Source organism: Kouleothrix sp. (assembly GCF_046328425.1).
Taxonomy (GTDB): domain Bacteria; phylum Chloroflexota; class Chloroflexia; order Chloroflexales; family Roseiflexaceae; genus Kouleothrix.
In genome coordinates this window covers 21,654-36,920 of sequence record NZ_JAXLWP010000045.1, presented here as the reverse complement: position 1 = coordinate 36,920, position 15,267 = coordinate 21,654, and the positions used below count along the sequence as shown (strand labels likewise).

Genomic DNA, 15,267 nt, shown 5'->3' with positions numbered 1-15,267 from the left:
CAGATCGTGTTTCAGAACTCTCGGCGAGTCGAAGGCGTTGAAGCAGCGGCATTGCCCCGAGCATACCGCCGCCTCTCATGGTACTGTAGGCGCATTTCGTCGCTCCTGGGCGGTTCTGGCGCGCTGCTCTTTGCCGCCAAGCATAGCATGCTCGCGCCGTGCTCGCAACTCCGATTCTGCGCCAAAATCGCGCCAAGTTGCGAAGTGGCTGCGTGGCCGTTGCACTGCCGCCGAGGCGTGCAGCCGCCACGGCTCCGGCGTCCGCGCTGGTCGCGTTTTCGCTGTTTGCGCCGCAAGTTGCGAGCCAGGCCCGCAGGCGGTCTGGTTTCGCGCCGGCTCAGACGACATCGTTGCAAAATCGCCGGAACTCGCAGCTCACACACGGCCGCCGGCTGGCTGGCGCATCGGGCATGCGCTCGCCCGTAACCGCTACTCGCATGGCCGCGACTGCCTGGCGAACCTTTTGCCGCAGCGCCGCGCCGATTGAGATGATCTCGGTTTCGCGCAGTGGGATGCTGTAGATGTAGCCGCGCCGCACGGGCAGCGCCCAGGCTTCTTCCAGCAGCAGGGCATACGCGGCGAGCTGCAATTTGAAGTGCGGCCCGGCTGGCTTCTCACTGTCTTTATACTCTACGACCATCGCCTCGGCATTTGGCGCCGCGCGATCCGGCACGGCGATCGCCAGATCCAGCCGGCCGCGCAGCCCGAGCGCCGCCGAGCGCAGGCGTACGTCGAACGCGCGCTCGCCTTCTTGCAGGCCGTAGCTCCGCAGCGAGCGCCGCTCTTCGCGCCCGGCCTCGTCGGCGTGGCTGCGAATGCCGGCCGCGATCAGGTCGGTGGTTGGCCGGATCTCCGGCAGGCAGTAGCGGTAGTACAGCACGCGCGGGCAGTAGATCCACTGCTTGAGATCCGTCACTTCAAACAGCAGCTCGCTGGCTGTCTCAGTCATCGTCGTTGCCCTCCTGCGCCAGCACGCGCCGCCCGTTCCAGGCCGGCGTGTCCAGCGAAAACAGCTGGACGTTGCCGCTTCGGCGGCCCAGCCGCCGCTTGATCTCCACAAACAGCGCGCGCTGGTGCGTGCGCGTCAGGTCGCCGCAGAACGCGCTATACTGCAGGCGCTGCAAGCCGTAGTCCAGGCAGGCGTCGGCGACCTTCTGCCGCGCGCGGTCGTTCGGGATGTCGTAGATCAGCAGGCAGTGCATCTCACCACCCCATCACGAACGGCTCGTAGGCCGGCCGCTCGCCGCGCACAAAGGTGGCGATATGCCGCGCCTGGAGCTGCAAGATATGCCGCAGCGGCTGGCGCTTGCCCTCGTACGGCTCGGTCGATTCCATGCGCTCAAGCACCTTCTCGACGATGCGCTTGCGCGTCGGGCCATCCAGCCTGCCGCTTTCGTCCTGCACGATCGCGAAGCCACGGTTGACCTGGCCAATCAGCGTGCGATCGACGACGGCCTGGCGGAACTCTTCGATCAGGTCGAGCGTCAGGCTGGGCTTGCCGGGCCGGTCGGCGTGCAGAAAGCCGGCGTTGGGCTCCAGCCCGGCCAGCAGCAGCGCCTGGCGCACCTGCGCGCGCAGCACGCCGTAGCCGTAGTTCAGCGCGGCGTTGAATGGATCGCGCGCGCCCTGGGTTTCGCGGCCGGGCCAGCCGAGCTCGCCGGGAATGATTAGCGCGACCGCCTGCCAGTAGCGCGCCGCCGCGCGGCCCTCCAGCCCCATCAGCGCTGCTCGCGTCGCCTCGTCTACCACGCCGCTCAGCCGCCCGAGCGCCGGCAGGCTGTCGAGCACCTCGGTTGCGGCAAGGGTGAGCGCCTGGTGCAGCGGCGGGTCGGCATCTTTGCGGTACTTGGCGGCGTAGCGCAGCATGTTCGCCTGGCTCTGGAGCTTGCCGCTCACAAACGTTTTGGCCAGCGCCAGGCCGCGATCGTCTTCGTAGGCGCGCAGCTGCGCCCGCTTGGTGAGCGCCATGCCAGTCAGGCCGCTGGCGAACAGCGTGCCGTAGTCGTCGCCGTCCGAGCCGTTCAGAAAATGGATCGGAATACCCTCCTCGGCGCACGTGCGCACGACATCGCTGCTGATGCCCACGCCGTTGCTGCAGATCAGCACTTGCTCCAGGTGCATGATCGGCACCTCGGCCAGGCGCTGCTTGTCCCTGGTGACGCGCAGCCGGCCCTGGTGCTTGGCTACGAACACGCCGCGCTCTTCGACGATCAGATGCATCGGTGTTGCTCCTTCCCTAATGAGTCTGTCAAGAAAGTGAGCGTATATTCCCTCAGCCAACGAGGATCCTGGTCATGCTGAACGAAGCGCCGCTCTCTCAACGCGCTGCATTGCAATGTTCGATGAGATGGTTCGCTGCGCTCACCATGACAGTGACATACGAAGAAGCACAGTGACCTGCTGAACGCAGCTCCGCTTCCGCGCTCTCTTGCGAGCCGAGGTGAAAGGGATTGGTTGTTAAGGTGCCCAGGGATGCGCGGGCTTCGCCGCCGCGCCAATCTCCCGGCGCAATGGCGCGGGCTGGCAGGGCGCCTACGGCCCTAACGATCCGCGTCCTCGATGCGATTGAGCATAGAGCGTAGAACACCCGGCCTTGCTGATGCGCTCCAGCGTCATCCGACCGGATCTCACCCGCCGCTGCCTGCTAGAATCGTGTAGTAGCCATCGCCCTTGACGGCATTCTTGCCGACGTGGATCAGGCTGCCCCACACCAGCAGCTCGCGCAGCGGCGCCAGGCTCCCCTCAAGCGTCACGTGGCCGATCAGGCCGCCGATTGGCGTGCGCGAGCGCGTGCGCGACGAGTAGCTGACAACATCGACCCAGCGGGTCTGGTCGTCCGCCACGCGCACGGCCTCAGCGAACGCCAGCAGCTCGCGGTGGTCGGCGGGGTATGGCTCGTCGCCGTAGGCGCGGGCCAGCTCGTCGAGCCGCCAAGCCAGCCGCGCGAAGAACGGGCGTGGGTCGAAGCGGCGCACCAGGCGCGTCTGGCCGTCGCGCTTCTCGGTGAGGCGCAGCGGCGAGCGGAAATGCAGCGTCAGCCGGTCGGCGGGCAGCGAAGCAGCGTAGGCGGCAACCGCAGCCGCGTCGATCGGCAGGCCAGGGGCGTGTACCTGCGGCCGGCCGCGCGTGTACAGCGGCGCCTGTGTGCCGGCCAGCGGGTCGACGGCGGCGATCGCCTCGATCTGCAGCCCGCCGCGCCGGCCGCCATTCGCGCCCATCCGCCGGCCAAGGCCCGTCTGCTCGACGGCCTGCGCCGCCATCACGACATACGGGAACAGCTGCGCCGCCTGGCCAATCAGCGTCAGGCCGAAGCCGAAGCGCTCGGCTGCGGCGTAGCGGCGGCCACCGCCGAGCGGCGGCCGCACGGTATAGGGGCGCGGGCGCTGCTCGCCGCCGCTCTCGCCATCGTCGCGCATAGGCGCGATCAGCGCCGCCACCGGGCAAACGCGCAGCAGCGGGCAGGCGGCGCAGCTCGGCGCGGCGCGGTTGGCGCAAAAGCGCTCCCACAGCCCGCCGACGAGCGCGCCACGGATCGCGCCGCCGGCCTGGTCGTCCAGCTCCAGCGGCGTCGTGGCGCTGGCCGTGAACTCGAGGTGGTGGGTAGTGAGGGTCATGATCACTCCTTTCGTCGCATGCGCTGCAGCAGCGCATTGAGGTCGGCGGCGTAGCGGGCCGGGTTAGCGGCGATATAGCGCCGAATGCGCGCCAGGGCGTCGCCGTCGCGGACGATGTGCTCGTAGTAGCCGCGCTGCCAAACGCGCGTGTCGAATGGCGGCCAGCCGGCCTGCTTGACCTGGCGGATATACTCGGTCGTCGTCATGATTTTGAACCACTGGACGATCGCGGGCAATGCCACGGCGCCATCGCCGTGTGCGGGCGGGCGGATATCGGGGCGGATGTGGGGGCGGATATCGGGGCGGATATGCCAATCCGCCCCTACATCACCCGCATCACCCGCACCGCCCGCATCATGGGGGCGGATATGCCAATCCGCCCCTACGGTTGCATCGCCGGTTGCATCGCCGGTTGCATCGCCGCCCGCCATGGAATCATCGCCGGCATCATCGTGTGGGGGCGGATTGATATATCCGCCCGCAATGGCATCATCGTGTCCGGCGGCGGCGGATTGATATATCCGCCCGCATTGGGATCATCGTGTGGGGCGGATTGATATATCCGCCCGCATCGGCATCATCGTGTGGGGGCGGATTGATATATCCGCCCGCATTGGGATCATCGTGTGGGGGCGGATTGATATATCCGCCCGCATTGGGATCATCGTGTCGGGGCGGATTGATATATCCGCCCGCATTGGGATCATCGGCATCATCGTGTCGGGGCGGATTGATATATCCGCCCGCATTGGAATCATCGCCGCCATCATCGATATATTCGCCGGTGATCGCAATGATGCCATGGATATGATCGGGCATAACCACGAACGCGTCAGTTCGCACGGGCGCGAACTTGTTGCCCAGATCGCCCCACCATCGTTCGACCATGCGTCCGGCGTCGTTGAGCTGCAGCGCGCCCTCTACGAACGCGCCGAACAGCGGCTGGCGACCGTGCGCGCAGATCGTCACGAAGTAGTACCCCGGCTGGCCGTAGTCGTACCCGCGCAGTCGCATTGAGCGCCGGTGGTGTTTGTTCCGGTCGTAGCGCATGGTCGCTGCTCCTTCTTCTGCCGCGCCGGCCGCGAAGGTTGTGCGTGCATTTCGTCTGGGCGAACTGCCACATCCACCTGATGCCCAAATCAGTCCCAATCGCGATCATGCGATGTGCTGTCGAACATCAGCCCGATCCCGTCATCATATTCGAGCTTTGCCACCCAGGCGCCACGCTTGCCCTCGGCTTCAGCACGCCGCACCAGCCCTTTATCGCGCAGCATCGCGAACTTCTGTTTGCTGATGCCGACGAGGTAGTTGCTGGCCTCGATAAACTCATCGTTCATCAGAAGTGTGACGTACTGCTGCTCAAAGCGGGCCGGCACGATCTCAACATTGTCGAACATTGCCTCGAATTGATCTTCCTTTTGATCATCGCTGTTAAAAGGGCGCAGTCCGGTGAGAAGTCGGATGGCATCAGCCGCAATCTGCTGATATGTTGTTTCCCACTGTTCGCTCAGCTCGGCATCGTCGTAGATGCGGTCAAGCCATACGTTGATTGCCGCTTCGTCCACCTCATCGCAGTCGTGGGCTTCCAGCTCGCCTAATGTCACACGCACAATATGGCCGCGCTTGTCTGCATTTTTATGCCGCCCATAAACGCCTTGCCCATCATTGGGCAAGCGGAATACATACACAGGGCAGATACCACGCTTGCATTGGCGGTTGACGCGCCCAAAGCGCTGAAGGAGAGCTTCAAGGGGCGCAGGCTCGCTATATATTGTTGCGAGATCGATGTTCAGGCTGACTTCTACAACTTGTGTGGCGATCAACGCCAGCGGCGTTCGCTGTTCTAGCGGAGCATCTACCCCGCAAAGATCACGAATGCGCTGTTCACGCTCGTTACGATCTCTAAAGATGTAGCGGCTATGAATGAGCAGCAGTTGGTTATCGGGTAGGCCGGCCTGTTGTAATGCCGCCTGCACCTGCTGCGCTCGCGCTACCGTGTTGGCGCAGACCAGCACCTGCTTGCCCGCGCGAACCTCGTCCGCGATACGCTGGATGCTTAGCGGATCGATCAGCTCGCCATCGAGAAGATGCAGCCGGTGGCGCCGAAACTGCTGGAACACTGTCTCATCGGCTTCTATTGGTTTATAAATGCCGAGAGCATCCTGCAACTTGCTTCTTATCAGCCTGGGAAACGTCGCCGACATCATAAAAAAGCGGGCGCCATAGTCTTCGCGTAAATACTTTACCAGCGCAAGGATGAGCGCTAGCCGCTCCGGCTCATAGGCATGGATCTCGTCAAAGATAAATGCCGCCTGGGCATAGTCTGTTAGCATCGCCTCAAACCCGCGTAGCTGAAACATTGCCTTCAGCATCTGATAGGGACTGAAGACTTTGATTGGGCGGGCGTTGAGCGTGTTGATGTTCTTCTCCCACGATGCGGCGCCCGCAGCCTGTTTCGGCGTGCTTTCCTGGTTCATTAGGCGCGCATACATCGCCTGGAGCGCCCGCCCATGCTGCACGCCTACCGCACGTTCGCCAAAACCTTTGGCCTCGTCCTTCAAGCGGTCGAACATGGCGTTCATGCTGGCCTGGTAGGGTAGCGCGTAAAAGATGCGTGCTGCTGGTTTCGTACCATCGCCCAGCGCCCAATACAGCGCGGCTTCGGTTTTACCACTGCCAGTTGGCGCCACTAAAATGGTCGATGTTCCGTATGCGCTCGCGCTCTTCTCCTGATGCGTATATGGCTCTTGGCCGGGCTTTAAGATCCGAGCAGCTAGGCTCATCCACGCCTCTTGCACTGGCGCGGGCATTTCCATTACATGTGCCGAGGCCATATGATCGGCGCTGGTTGTGAGCCCGCGTACGAGCGTCAGGAAAGCGACCAGCGAGCGCGCCGTCGGCTGCGAGAGCCGGGTTACGAAGCGGCGGTACTGCTGCAATCTGGCGCGCGCCTGCGCGGCTCCCTGCTGCCCGACCTGCCACACGGCATTTGTGCGCTCGTGCAGCGCCAGCAGTGTTACCCCGGCTTGCTCAAGATCGAGCGCGGTGATCCAGGCCGCTGCACACTCATCGAGCCAGCGCCACAGGCCATCCACAATCTCAGGCGCAAGCTCTGCCACCATGCCTACAAGCGGATCAGGATCGGCTAGGTCGTGGTATAGCTCGTCGATCGTTTTTGCATCGCGGTGGTGTGAGGCAATGCCCGCTACGAGCCAGCGCTGCTCGTCGTCGGTCGTGCTTCCGGCGAGCCAATCCACAAATATAAGTGACAACACCTCGTGACGCTGCCCCCAGCGGCCCTTGCCACGCAGCATATCTTGGAAGCCCTGCGCAGCCTTTCCGAAATCGTGCAGCATGCATGTCCAGAATAGGTAATGCCAGAGCTTTGGCACGCCGACAAGCTGCGGCAGATCCGGGCGCAAGCGCTGCAAGTCGGCCAGGCGGCTTATAACCAGCCAGGTATGTTGTGCCAAGCTTTCGCCGCGCTGCTCGCCTTTGCCTGCGCTCTTACCCCAGGTGCTGTCGAGCCAATCAGGCCACGCTGCTGGCTGCATTTCAGTCCTCCACAAAGCGCTGAAATACCAGGCCGCGTCGGGCGCCGCTATATACCGGCGATTGCGGGTCGACAATATATCGCTGGGCTGTGTCGCCAAACTGAAGCATCTCGCGGCTCCAGACTCGCTGCTGGAGCACGAGGTAGCGATCAAACGTCGGCGCGCGGTTGCGGGTATTGTCGAGGTAGCGCGGCATTGATACGACCATACCCACGCGGATCTGCGTCGCCATTGCATAGGGCAGCAGCGTATGCTCGAAGTATGCCTCGTGCGCCTCTGACAGATCGATCACCTCGATCTGCGTGTACCAGCACAAATCCTGCGAGCGACCCAACACTACGGCATAATGTGGGCTGCGGAAGGCGGGTAACCACTCAGGGCGGTTTAGATACAGTGTCAGGCGCGGTTGGAACAGCAAGGTTCGCTTGAAAGGGTTGATGCTACCTTCAAGCACCTTCGGCAGCTTCGTGCCAGGCAGTTTGCCGCTACTTGATGTCAGCATATGAACGTGCTCGACATCATCCACACGGCCCTGCGCGGTGAAATGGTAGGCGAAAGCAATCCCGCCTGGATCGACCCATTGCCCCAGAGCGCTACAGATGTGACCATAGATCGTGGCCGGCGGGGGCATCTCGAACGTCGGCTGCACGCCTTGGACGAAGTGGGGATAGCGAAAAGATGTCGTTATCCCCTCGGCAACAACTTTGAGCACCTGCATCAGCGCCTCCTAATCCAGCCAGCCAGGGTTTTTGGCAAACTCCTGCGCCAGCGTCAGCAGCGCTGTGCGTGGGTGGCTTATGCTGATCGGGTACGGCGTGTCGGCGTTGTATTCATTGGCGAACGCCTCGAACTTCGCGCGCTCATCGTCCAGGTAGCCGCGCACCCAGCCGACATAGACCGGCGAAAGCAGATCGTCGCGGAAGACTGTTAATGCCTCGCGCAGCGAGTCGAGCTTGCATTCCGGCAGGCCATTGCGGCTCGCGCCCAGCGTGTGGCCAAACATATGGTTGCCACCCCTCGTCACCGCCATCACTATCAACGCCGGGGCGACATCGGTATAATGCAGTGTTTGTTTCGCACCGCCCTCTAGCTGTGCCAGGCCCTCGAACAGCGCCTGAACGCGCGCCTGGCGCTGCTCAAATGGCAGCCGGTACGATTTCTCCTCCACAAGATGCTCCAGCCCAGCGGCCTCGGCCTTCTGCCGCCGCACCTCGTCAAGGTGGCGGAAGCCAGTACGGTCGGCGTAGGAAAACGTGCCGCAGGCGTGCAGATCGAGCGAGAACAAGCCCTTCAGCGCTGTGCGGTAGAACTGGTGCTCGTGCGGCACCGGGTTGCCTTCGTGGCGCGACATGGTGCCAAAGTCGCTCGTGAGCTGCGGGAAGGGTGTAATCGACACCAGGGTGCTGACGCGCAGTGGTGAGAGCCGGGTGACGGTGGCAAGCGTCTCGGTATCAACGACATCGCCCGCCTGTGCTTTGGCGCGTGCCTCCTTTTTTGATGGGGCGCGCATATAGCCGAATAGATCATCGTCCCAGAAGTCCAGCGGGTTCGCATCGGTGAAAGCAATCTTTTCGGCCCGGTGAATCGGCGAAGGCTTCCAATCATCGTTGCGATCTTCAAGCGTCGTGCGTAGCCAGTAGCGAAACGCCTGCGCCGAAACGTAGGGGTAGATGCCTTCTTTGGTGCGAATTTGCTTCACGCCAACAGTGTTATCCTCCCGCTCGCCGGGAATGCTGCCCATGTTGTTCAGCGCCGAAGCAGGCGCGTCGATCAAAAGCGTGCCGGTGACGAAGGCCATGAGTGTTGTCCTTTCCTGCTACAACAGCGCAATTTACGATTCCTGATCATCGGCGTCGGTCTGCGCGACTTCTTCGACAAGGTCGGGATGCTTGCCGATCCAGCCTTTGGCGTAAAGCTGCTCGATCATGCGGATGAACACCAGGTCGCGGGCAAACTTCCAATCGATACGCAGCATCTCCGCGCCGTCGTCGAATAAATCAAGGTGAAACACCTGCGTGTAGGGCTCAAGCGTGAACAGAGGCGCCTTGCCCGCACGGATCGCCGAGAGATTGGCCTTAATCAGATGTGCGCGAAACTCCTGGGGGCGGTTCTCGCGGAAAAAGTGGCGAAAGAAGCGCCGATCATCCATGTCGTAGACATAGTTGGCCAGCCGGTCGCCCATCTTACGGATTTCCTCGATGCGCGTTTCGCTCATACGGATGACCTCCTTTAAAAACAGGTTGACGAGCTTCCAGGAAACAAGGTGCGCGTCGGTCGTTAGCGTGTACGATTCTTTGGTTGGATCATCAGGCTGTGCGGCCCGGCGCGGCAGGCGCAGAAAGTGAGTGCGTACAAAGGCTCGCGCGTTGTCTGGCAGGCGAAACAGATCTTCATACAAGAGGTTATAGCGTGGCACAAACGGCTCATCACTTGTGTTCTTGCCCTTTTTTGGCACGGGCGGGCGCTGCCAGGCGCGGCTGGCGATTTCGCCCCATACCTGTTTGTAGTCGCCGCCGCTCACGGTCGCAAGAAACACCGCAATCTGCAGCGGCAGATGGTAGATCGCCAATGGCGGGTTGCGCGCGTCGAGCGGATTCGATTGGCCGCTATTGCTCAGGTGGTAGGCAGTGACAGAAGCTGGCTGCTTGTCGGCGACAGCATCGCGGCGTTGCGTTTCAATCTCGAGGAAGGTTTTTATCAATAATGTGCGCGGATTATGCGGCGCCTCAGGCAGTTTAGAGCTACCTGTGGCCTGCGCCTGGAGAATAGCCGACTGATTGGCATGCCAGAACTGGTTAGCGAAATGCCACATCAGCGCCGGATTGTCGGAATGCACGGCCAGCAAGCGCCCGCCGCACTTAGCCGAACCCATCGGAAAGAACTGGATACAAAGCAGCGCCTTGCCCGAAACCGGCAGGCCCGCATCGCCGCCCGGCACAAAGTTGATCACATCGCGCCCGTTCAGCAGCGGGATGTGCTCGCGAAATGCGCGCCCTGCCGGCAGAGACTCATCAACCGACCACGAGACTGCGCTTACCGGATCGCCGGTGAAGACACACCGCTCGTCGCTGTCAGCCTGGGCAGTGGCATGCTGGCGAGCGACCTTGCGCGCGTATAGCTGGCGCTTCTCTGGCTGGCTCTCAAAGGCCGGCTGGGTGAAGCCTGAATTGACAAACGCGACGTTCAGAAACGACTTCAGCGGCTGCACGGTGTACTGCCGTTCAATAAACTCCGCGACGGCAGCTAGATCGTCATCGCTCAAAGCGGCTGGGTCGAGCTTGTTGCGAAACGCTAGGATCGTCGCCACGCCAACATCGACGAGAGGATGACCAGTGTATCGGAGCATCGCGCTCTCCTTCATTCACTCAATGCTGCTACTCTATCACCCCACCCTGCAATATAGTTGCAGTCTCTGTTGCGTTTTCGAGCAATTTCTAGCCGCCGGCATAGCGTCGCACCATTGCGGCAGCTTCGGCGGCGACATCGTCGCGTAGGCTTGCGGGGGCCTTGATCTCGGCGTGGTTGCCGAAGGCCATGGCCCAGCGGCGCACCTCGCCCAACGCGCCAGTGTGAAAGCTGAGCGTCAGGCTACCATCGGCGTGCTCTTCGATGCGCTGTGAGGGATGCCACTGCTTGCCGCGCATATAGCGCGCCTGGTACTCGTCGAACCAGATCACCACGTCCACAGGCGTGTCGCCATGCTCGGCGAGAAATCCTTGCGCCAGGTACGACGCCGATGAAAAATCCGGATCGCGAATGAACCGTTTCGCCTTCAGCAGCTTCCACGCTTCAATGCGGCTAACGGCGAAATGCCGAAATTGCCCGCGCAGGTGGTCGAACGCGATCACCTGCCATTCGCCGCGCACGTTGTAGAGCTGGTACGGCTCGATCACCCGCTGGTTGCGCTCACCCCGGCTGGCGGTAAAGTAGCTAATCTCCACCGGCCAGCGATCGTGCGTTGCTTCGTGCAGGGCCACGAGCAGCGCCGGATCGGCGCTGGCCGTCGCGCCTGGCTGAAACGTGTAATGCTGAGCGAGCAGGGTCATATCGAGCTGCACATTGTCGGGGAGGCTCAGCGCCAGCGCGGTGGCGGCCTTGCGCAGCGGCGCTTCAAACGAAGTCCCAAGATAGCGCCGCGTTAGCTCGACGCTGAGAAAGAAAGCCAGCAGCTCACCTTCTGTAGCAAACATCGTAGGCAGCGCCCAGGTCGGGTCGGTGTAGTAGTACCCGCTACGCCCGCGATCGTAATCAAGCGGCGCGTTCAGCCGCTCGCGCATGAACGCCAGATCCAGGCGCACTGTGCGCTCGCTGACCTCGAAGCGATCGATGAATGTGCGTACCGATGGGTAGCTGCCGCTGCGAATCGCGGCATCCATTGCGATCATACGCTCCAGTCGCAGCGACATAGTTGCTCCTTTGCTTGTTGCCGGTGAGGCAATATCGAAGGGGGAATAGCTCGGCGTCGGTTTCGTGCAGCCCGGCTGCACTCGTGGCGCAGCCGGCGCAAGTGCCAGCGCAATCCGCGCGGCGGGTTGCGCGCTGCTTTGGTTGATCTCACGGAGCCCTACGATAGTGCAAGCTACATAGTAAACGTGCCTGCGGGAATTTTTCGTCTATGCTCGCGCGCTGTATTCGTGCAGCGGCTGCAGGCTTCGTGCATGCGCTGACTCTTTTCGTGCATGCGCTGACTCCTTTCGTGCAGCGGCTGCAGGCTTCGTGCTCACGTTGATTTCTTTCGTGCAGCGGCTGCAGGCTTCGGGCATGCGCTGACTCCTTTTGTGCATGCGCCGACTCCTTTTGTGCAGCGGCTGCAGGCTTCGCGCAGCGGCTGCGGGCTTCGCGCATGCGCTGACTCCTTTTGTGCAGCCGCTGTTTATAGGCAAATCGGCAGCGGCTGCGAAACAAGCGCCCGGATCAGGCAGCGCGCATACCGCTAGGCGTGGCAAACCGCCGAGAATTTGCCGGTATCATTCTCAGAGAAATAGTACTATCGATAAATAGGATCGATGTGTGATAGACGTATATTACGGGTTGAGATATAGTACATAGGCGCCTGTACGACGCAAATTGGCAATCATCGTAGCAAACAAAGGAGCCAGCCAATGGCACTGAACCAGCACCGACCCGTAGCGCGCAAAATCCTCGCCGGCGACCGCGAGGGCCTGATCACGCTCAAGCACATGCCCGACTACGCTCCGGTAAAACACAAGCTCAGCGTCGAGTCGATTGTGACAATCGAGGCCGGGCTGCGCACCGCCGAAGAGGAGGAGGTGCATGCGCTCAAGGCATACGAGGCCGCGCGCGCGACACGGATCGCCGCCGAGTGGGAGTTCCATAATGCCATGCTGGAGGCCAAGTCGGTCGTGATGGGGCAGTATGGGGTGAACTCCGAGGAAGTGCAGGCGCTGGGCCTGAAGAAGAAAGTCGAGTACCGGCGGCCTGTGCGCCGGCACAGCGACGCCACGTAGCTACCTGCCCAATTACATCAACTCGGTTTTGTGCTGCCCTGCCCGGCGAAGCCGGACAGGGCAGCACAAAAGAAATTCAGGGGCGGCTTCGCCGCCCCGAACCCCCAGCATCCATGGAGCTGGCCTTCGGGCCGGCTCTCTTGTTTTGGAGCGAGCGCCGGCAGGCCGCCATACCGGCGCGCATTGTGCTACACTAGCGCCACGACCCGCGAGCAACGGAGGAGCGATGAACGAGGAACAGTTCAACCTGGAGCTGCGCAAGCTGCTCAAGCGCTTTGGCGTGGGCGCGCAGCGCGAGATCGAGCAGGCCGCACAGCAGCACGCCGGCCAGGGCGGCGCGCTCAAGGTGCGCGCGAGCCTGACGATCGAGGGCCACGGCGAAGTGCTGGTGATCGAAGAGCAGCTGCCGCTCGAATAGCGACGCCGGATCGCTACCGCTGCTCGTGGCCGGGAGGCTCGTGCAGCCCTTCGAGCACAAACGCCTCGACGGGGGCCTGCTTGCCTTTCACGGCGATGCCGCCAAGCGGCCGCACGCGCGCGGCCCCGCCTAGCTGGGCGTAGGTGGCGGCGCCGATCACAATCTGCCCGCTCTCGGCGCTGCTCTCGAGCCGCGAGGCCAGGTTCACGGTGTCGCCGATCGCGGTGAAGTTGCGCAGCTCGGCCGCGCCGATGTTGCCAACCAGCGCCGGCCCGGTGTTGATGCCGACGCGAAAGCGCGGCCAGCCGGGGTTGGCCGCCGCCACCGGCTCGATCGCCGCCTGCATTGCCAGCGCCGCGCGCGCCGCGCGCAGCGCGTGGTCGGGCTGGCGCGCCGGGGCGTTGAACAGCGCCATCATCGCGTCGCCCACGAACTTATCGACGGTGCCACCCTGCGCCAGCACCAGCGGCGTGGCGATGCCGAAGTAGCGGTTAAGCATTGCCACCACGTCGGCGGGCGCGGCGCGCTCGGAGAACGACGTGAAGCCGCGCAGGTCGGCGAACAGCACCGAGATCTCGACGATCGCGCCGCCAAGCGCGGCCTGGCTGGGGTCGGCCAGCAGCGTGGTAGCCACGCTCGGCGCCATGTACTGGCGGAACAGCCCCTCGATCTGGCGGTACAGCCGCGCGTTCTCGATTGCGATCGAGAGCTGGCTGGCCAGCGAGCGCAGCAGCCAGCGGTCGCGCTCGGCCAGCGCGCCGCTGCGGCGCTCGAACTCAAGCACGCCGACGACATGGTTTTTCACGGTGAGCGGCAGCGCCAGCAGCGTGCCGCCGCCGGCGGGCTGCTCGGCGAGCGGCGTGCCGCGCAGCGCCGCAGCGTACAGCGCGCGGAGCGCTGCGGCGTCGGCGGAGGGCGCCGGCTGGCCTGCGGCATCCACAAAGCGCAGCTGGCCGTCGCGCACCAGGCCGATCCGCAGAGTGTCGGCGCGGAAGGCTCGCGCGGTCAGCGCCAGCGACTGGCCAAGCAGCGCGGCTTCGTCGAGGATCACGCTGGCCTCCTGGCCGATCGCCACCAGCGCGCCCAGGCGCTCGATCTGGTCGCGCTCGGCGGCCAGCGCGGCGGCGGCCTCGGTCAGCACCGCCGCCTGGCCCTCGCTCAGCTCAAAGCGCTCGCGCAGCCGAGCGGCGGCCTGCTGCGTCGCGGCGGTGTCGCCGTCGCTGGCTTGGCGCTGCACTGCCGCCACCAGCGCCTCAAGCGCGGCGCTGTACTCGGCGCGAATGCGCCGCACCGTCTGCTCGAGCGCGATGCTGTTGAACAGCCCGGCGGCCGAGCCCTCGCGGCGATAGTGCGCATACGCGCTGTACGCCACGAACCCGAAGCCCAGGCCCATCAGCATGTGCCACAGCCACCACGAGGCGTGCCAGCTGCGCGAGAGCGCCACGGCGATCATGCTCTCGGCCAGCAGCGCGAACGCGGTGATCACCGCCACCAGCATCACCGCCGGGCGGCGGCGGTAGATCCGGTAGTAGCCCAGCGCCGCCAGGGCGTACAGCGCCACGCCGCCGGCCGCCAGCCCGGCCAGCGGCGCGTACGAAGACTCGGGCGGCAGCGGGATGTTGAGCGGCGGCAGATCGAGCAGCGAGCCGGCGGCCCACAGCAGCATCAGCAGCACCAGCCCGCCGCGCAGCAGCGCCTGCCAGCGCAGCAGCGCGGCGGCCTGCGCCGGGCCAAACTCGAAGGCCGAGGCCAGCGCGTAGATCGACGCCACGAACAGGCCCACCGGCGTGGCGATCACAAAGCCCGAGTTTTTGTTCGGCAGCAGCACGGTGGGTGTGGCCAGCGCGTGCAGCAGCAGAAAGCCCGCGCTCGACAAGAACGCCAGCGACACCAGGAACAGCCGCGCGTCGGCGCGCCTGCGCGCGTCTTCGCTCATGCGCGCGCCCAGCAGCGTGTTGAGCAGCGCGAAGGCGGCGATCATCCAGAAGTGCGCCGGCTCGTGCTGCCAGCTCATGTCCAGCTGCGGCTGGGCGATCAGCAGCCACAGCCCCAGCAGCGGCAGGGCCAGGTGGATGCCCCAGATCCAGATCCCCGGCGCGCTCGTGCGGCTCATAGGCGTCCTCGGCGGCGTGCGTTTGGCGGTCGGCTGGTATGCCGCGATTGTCGCCGATTGTGCGGGTGAAGTCAACTATTGAGCCTGCGGCAGCATGGTA

General features: G+C 63.8%; 14 protein-coding genes. 2 read left to right on the top strand and 12 right to left on the bottom strand.

Annotation, left to right across the window (positions count from 1 at the left end):
- Positions 1 to 337: 337 nt before the first annotated feature.
- From cas4 to U0177_RS27760, 11 genes are all read right to left on the bottom strand, one after another.
- Positions 338 to 949, bottom strand: coding sequence for a CRISPR-associated protein Cas4 (cas4, locus tag U0177_RS27810; protein WP_409573947.1), 612 nt, complete (start codon positions 947 to 949; stop codon positions 338 to 340).
- A complete protein-coding gene (gene cas2, locus U0177_RS27805; RefSeq protein ID WP_409573946.1) occupies positions 942 to 1,202 on the bottom strand; it encodes a CRISPR-associated endonuclease Cas2 in 261 nt (86 codons plus the stop codon). The genes cas4 and cas2 overlap by 8 nt, the downstream gene beginning before the upstream one ends.
- A 1-nt stretch (position 1,203) precedes the next feature.
- A complete protein-coding gene (gene cas1, locus U0177_RS27800) occupies positions 1,204 to 2,220 on the bottom strand; it encodes a CRISPR-associated endonuclease Cas1 (RefSeq protein ID WP_409573945.1) in 1,017 nt (338 codons plus the stop codon).
- Between the two features lie 407 nt (positions 2,221 to 2,627).
- Positions 2,628 to 3,614, bottom strand: coding sequence for a CRISPR system precrRNA processing endoribonuclease RAMP protein Cas6 (gene cas6, locus U0177_RS27795; protein WP_409573944.1), 987 nt, complete (start codon positions 3,612 to 3,614; stop codon positions 2,628 to 2,630).
- Positions 3,615 to 3,616: 2 nt separating this feature from the next.
- A complete protein-coding gene (locus U0177_RS27790; protein WP_409573943.1) occupies positions 3,617 to 4,045 on the bottom strand; it encodes a hypothetical protein in 429 nt (142 codons plus the stop codon).
- A 58-nt stretch (positions 4,046 to 4,103) separates the two neighbouring features.
- The gene (locus U0177_RS27785) at positions 4,104 to 4,664 is read right to left on the bottom strand and encodes a hypothetical protein (protein WP_409573942.1); all 561 of its coding nucleotides are present in this window, start codon (positions 4,662 to 4,664) and stop codon (positions 4,104 to 4,106) included.
- An 89-nt stretch (positions 4,665 to 4,753) separates the two neighbouring features.
- Positions 4,754 to 7,168, bottom strand: a complete 2,415-nt coding sequence (cas3, locus tag U0177_RS27780; protein ID WP_409573941.1) for a CRISPR-associated helicase Cas3' — start codon at positions 7,166 to 7,168, stop codon at positions 4,754 to 4,756.
- A 1-nt stretch (position 7,169) separates the two neighbouring features.
- Positions 7,170 to 7,886: a CRISPR-associated protein Cas5 gene (gene cas5, locus U0177_RS27775; RefSeq protein ID WP_409573940.1), complete on the bottom strand. Its 717-nt coding sequence runs from the start codon at positions 7,884 to 7,886 to the stop codon at positions 7,170 to 7,172.
- Between the two features lie 9 nt (positions 7,887 to 7,895).
- The gene (gene cas7i / locus U0177_RS27770) at positions 7,896 to 8,966 is read right to left on the bottom strand and encodes a type I-B CRISPR-associated protein Cas7/Cst2/DevR (protein ID WP_409573939.1); all 1,071 of its coding nucleotides are present in this window, start codon (positions 8,964 to 8,966) and stop codon (positions 7,896 to 7,898) included.
- 33 nt (positions 8,967 to 8,999) lie between these two features.
- Positions 9,000 to 10,514, bottom strand: a complete 1,515-nt coding sequence (locus tag U0177_RS27765) for a type I-B CRISPR-associated protein Cas8b1/Cst1 (protein ID WP_409573938.1) — start codon at positions 10,512 to 10,514, stop codon at positions 9,000 to 9,002.
- Between the two features lie 88 nt (positions 10,515 to 10,602).
- Positions 10,603 to 11,574 carry a helix-turn-helix transcriptional regulator gene (locus U0177_RS27760; protein ID WP_409573937.1) on the bottom strand — a complete coding sequence of 324 codons (972 nt, stop codon included), beginning with the start codon at positions 11,572 to 11,574 and terminating at the stop codon, positions 10,603 to 10,605.
- Between the two features lie 696 nt (positions 11,575 to 12,270).
- On the opposite strand from U0177_RS27760, the gene U0177_RS27755 reads away from it, so the two are divergent.
- Both U0177_RS27755 and U0177_RS27750 read left to right on the top strand, forming a co-directional pair.
- Positions 12,271 to 12,636, top strand: coding sequence for a hypothetical protein (locus tag U0177_RS27755; protein ID WP_409573936.1), 366 nt, complete (start codon positions 12,271 to 12,273; stop codon positions 12,634 to 12,636).
- A 226-nt stretch (positions 12,637 to 12,862) separates the two neighbouring features.
- Positions 12,863 to 13,054, top strand: a complete 192-nt coding sequence (locus U0177_RS27750) for a DUF6494 family protein (RefSeq protein WP_409573935.1) — start codon at positions 12,863 to 12,865, stop codon at positions 13,052 to 13,054.
- 13 nt (positions 13,055 to 13,067) lie between these two features.
- Here the strand turns inward: U0177_RS27750 and U0177_RS27745 are convergent, their stop codons facing one another.
- The gene (locus U0177_RS27745; RefSeq protein ID WP_409573934.1) at positions 13,068 to 15,167 is read right to left on the bottom strand and encodes an adenylate/guanylate cyclase domain-containing protein; all 2,100 of its coding nucleotides are present in this window, start codon (positions 15,165 to 15,167) and stop codon (positions 13,068 to 13,070) included.
- Positions 15,168 to 15,267 lie beyond the last annotated feature (100 nt).

Bases quoted from the DNA above. Each gene is read 5' to 3' on its own strand.
- cas4 (WP_409573947.1), bottom strand. From the start codon at position 949: ATGACTGAGACAGCCAGCGAGCTGCTGTTTGAAGTGACGGATCTCAAG.
- cas2 (WP_409573946.1), bottom strand. From the start codon at position 1,202: ATGCACTGCCTGCTGATCTACGACATCCCGAACGACCGCGCGCGGCAG.
- cas1 (WP_409573945.1), bottom strand. From the start codon at position 2,220: ATGCATCTGATCGTCGAAGAGCGCGGCGTGTTCGTAGCCAAGCACCAG.
- cas6 (WP_409573944.1), bottom strand. From the start codon at position 3,614: ATGACCCTCACTACCCACCACCTCGAGTTCACGGCCAGCGCCACGACG.
- U0177_RS27790 (WP_409573943.1), bottom strand. From the start codon at position 4,045: ATGGCGGGCGGCGATGCAACCGGCGATGCAACCGGCGATGCAACCGTA.
- U0177_RS27785 (WP_409573942.1), bottom strand. From the start codon at position 4,664: ATGCGCTACGACCGGAACAAACACCACCGGCGCTCAATGCGACTGCGC.
- cas3 (WP_409573941.1), bottom strand. From the start codon at position 7,168: ATGCAGCCAGCAGCGTGGCCTGATTGGCTCGACAGCACCTGGGGTAAG.
- cas5 (WP_409573940.1), bottom strand. From the start codon at position 7,886: ATGCAGGTGCTCAAAGTTGTTGCCGAGGGGATAACGACATCTTTTCGC.
- cas7i (WP_409573939.1), bottom strand. From the start codon at position 8,966: ATGGCCTTCGTCACCGGCACGCTTTTGATCGACGCGCCTGCTTCGGCG.
- U0177_RS27765 (WP_409573938.1), bottom strand. From the start codon at position 10,514: ATGCTCCGATACACTGGTCATCCTCTCGTCGATGTTGGCGTGGCGACG.
- U0177_RS27760 (WP_409573937.1), bottom strand. From the start codon at position 11,574: ATGTCGCTGCGACTGGAGCGTATGATCGCAATGGATGCCGCGATTCGC.
- U0177_RS27755 (WP_409573936.1), top strand. From the start codon at position 12,271: ATGGCACTGAACCAGCACCGACCCGTAGCGCGCAAAATCCTCGCCGGC.
- U0177_RS27750 (WP_409573935.1), top strand. From the start codon at position 12,863: ATGAACGAGGAACAGTTCAACCTGGAGCTGCGCAAGCTGCTCAAGCGC.
- U0177_RS27745 (WP_409573934.1), bottom strand. From the start codon at position 15,167: ATGAGCCGCACGAGCGCGCCGGGGATCTGGATCTGGGGCATCCACCTG.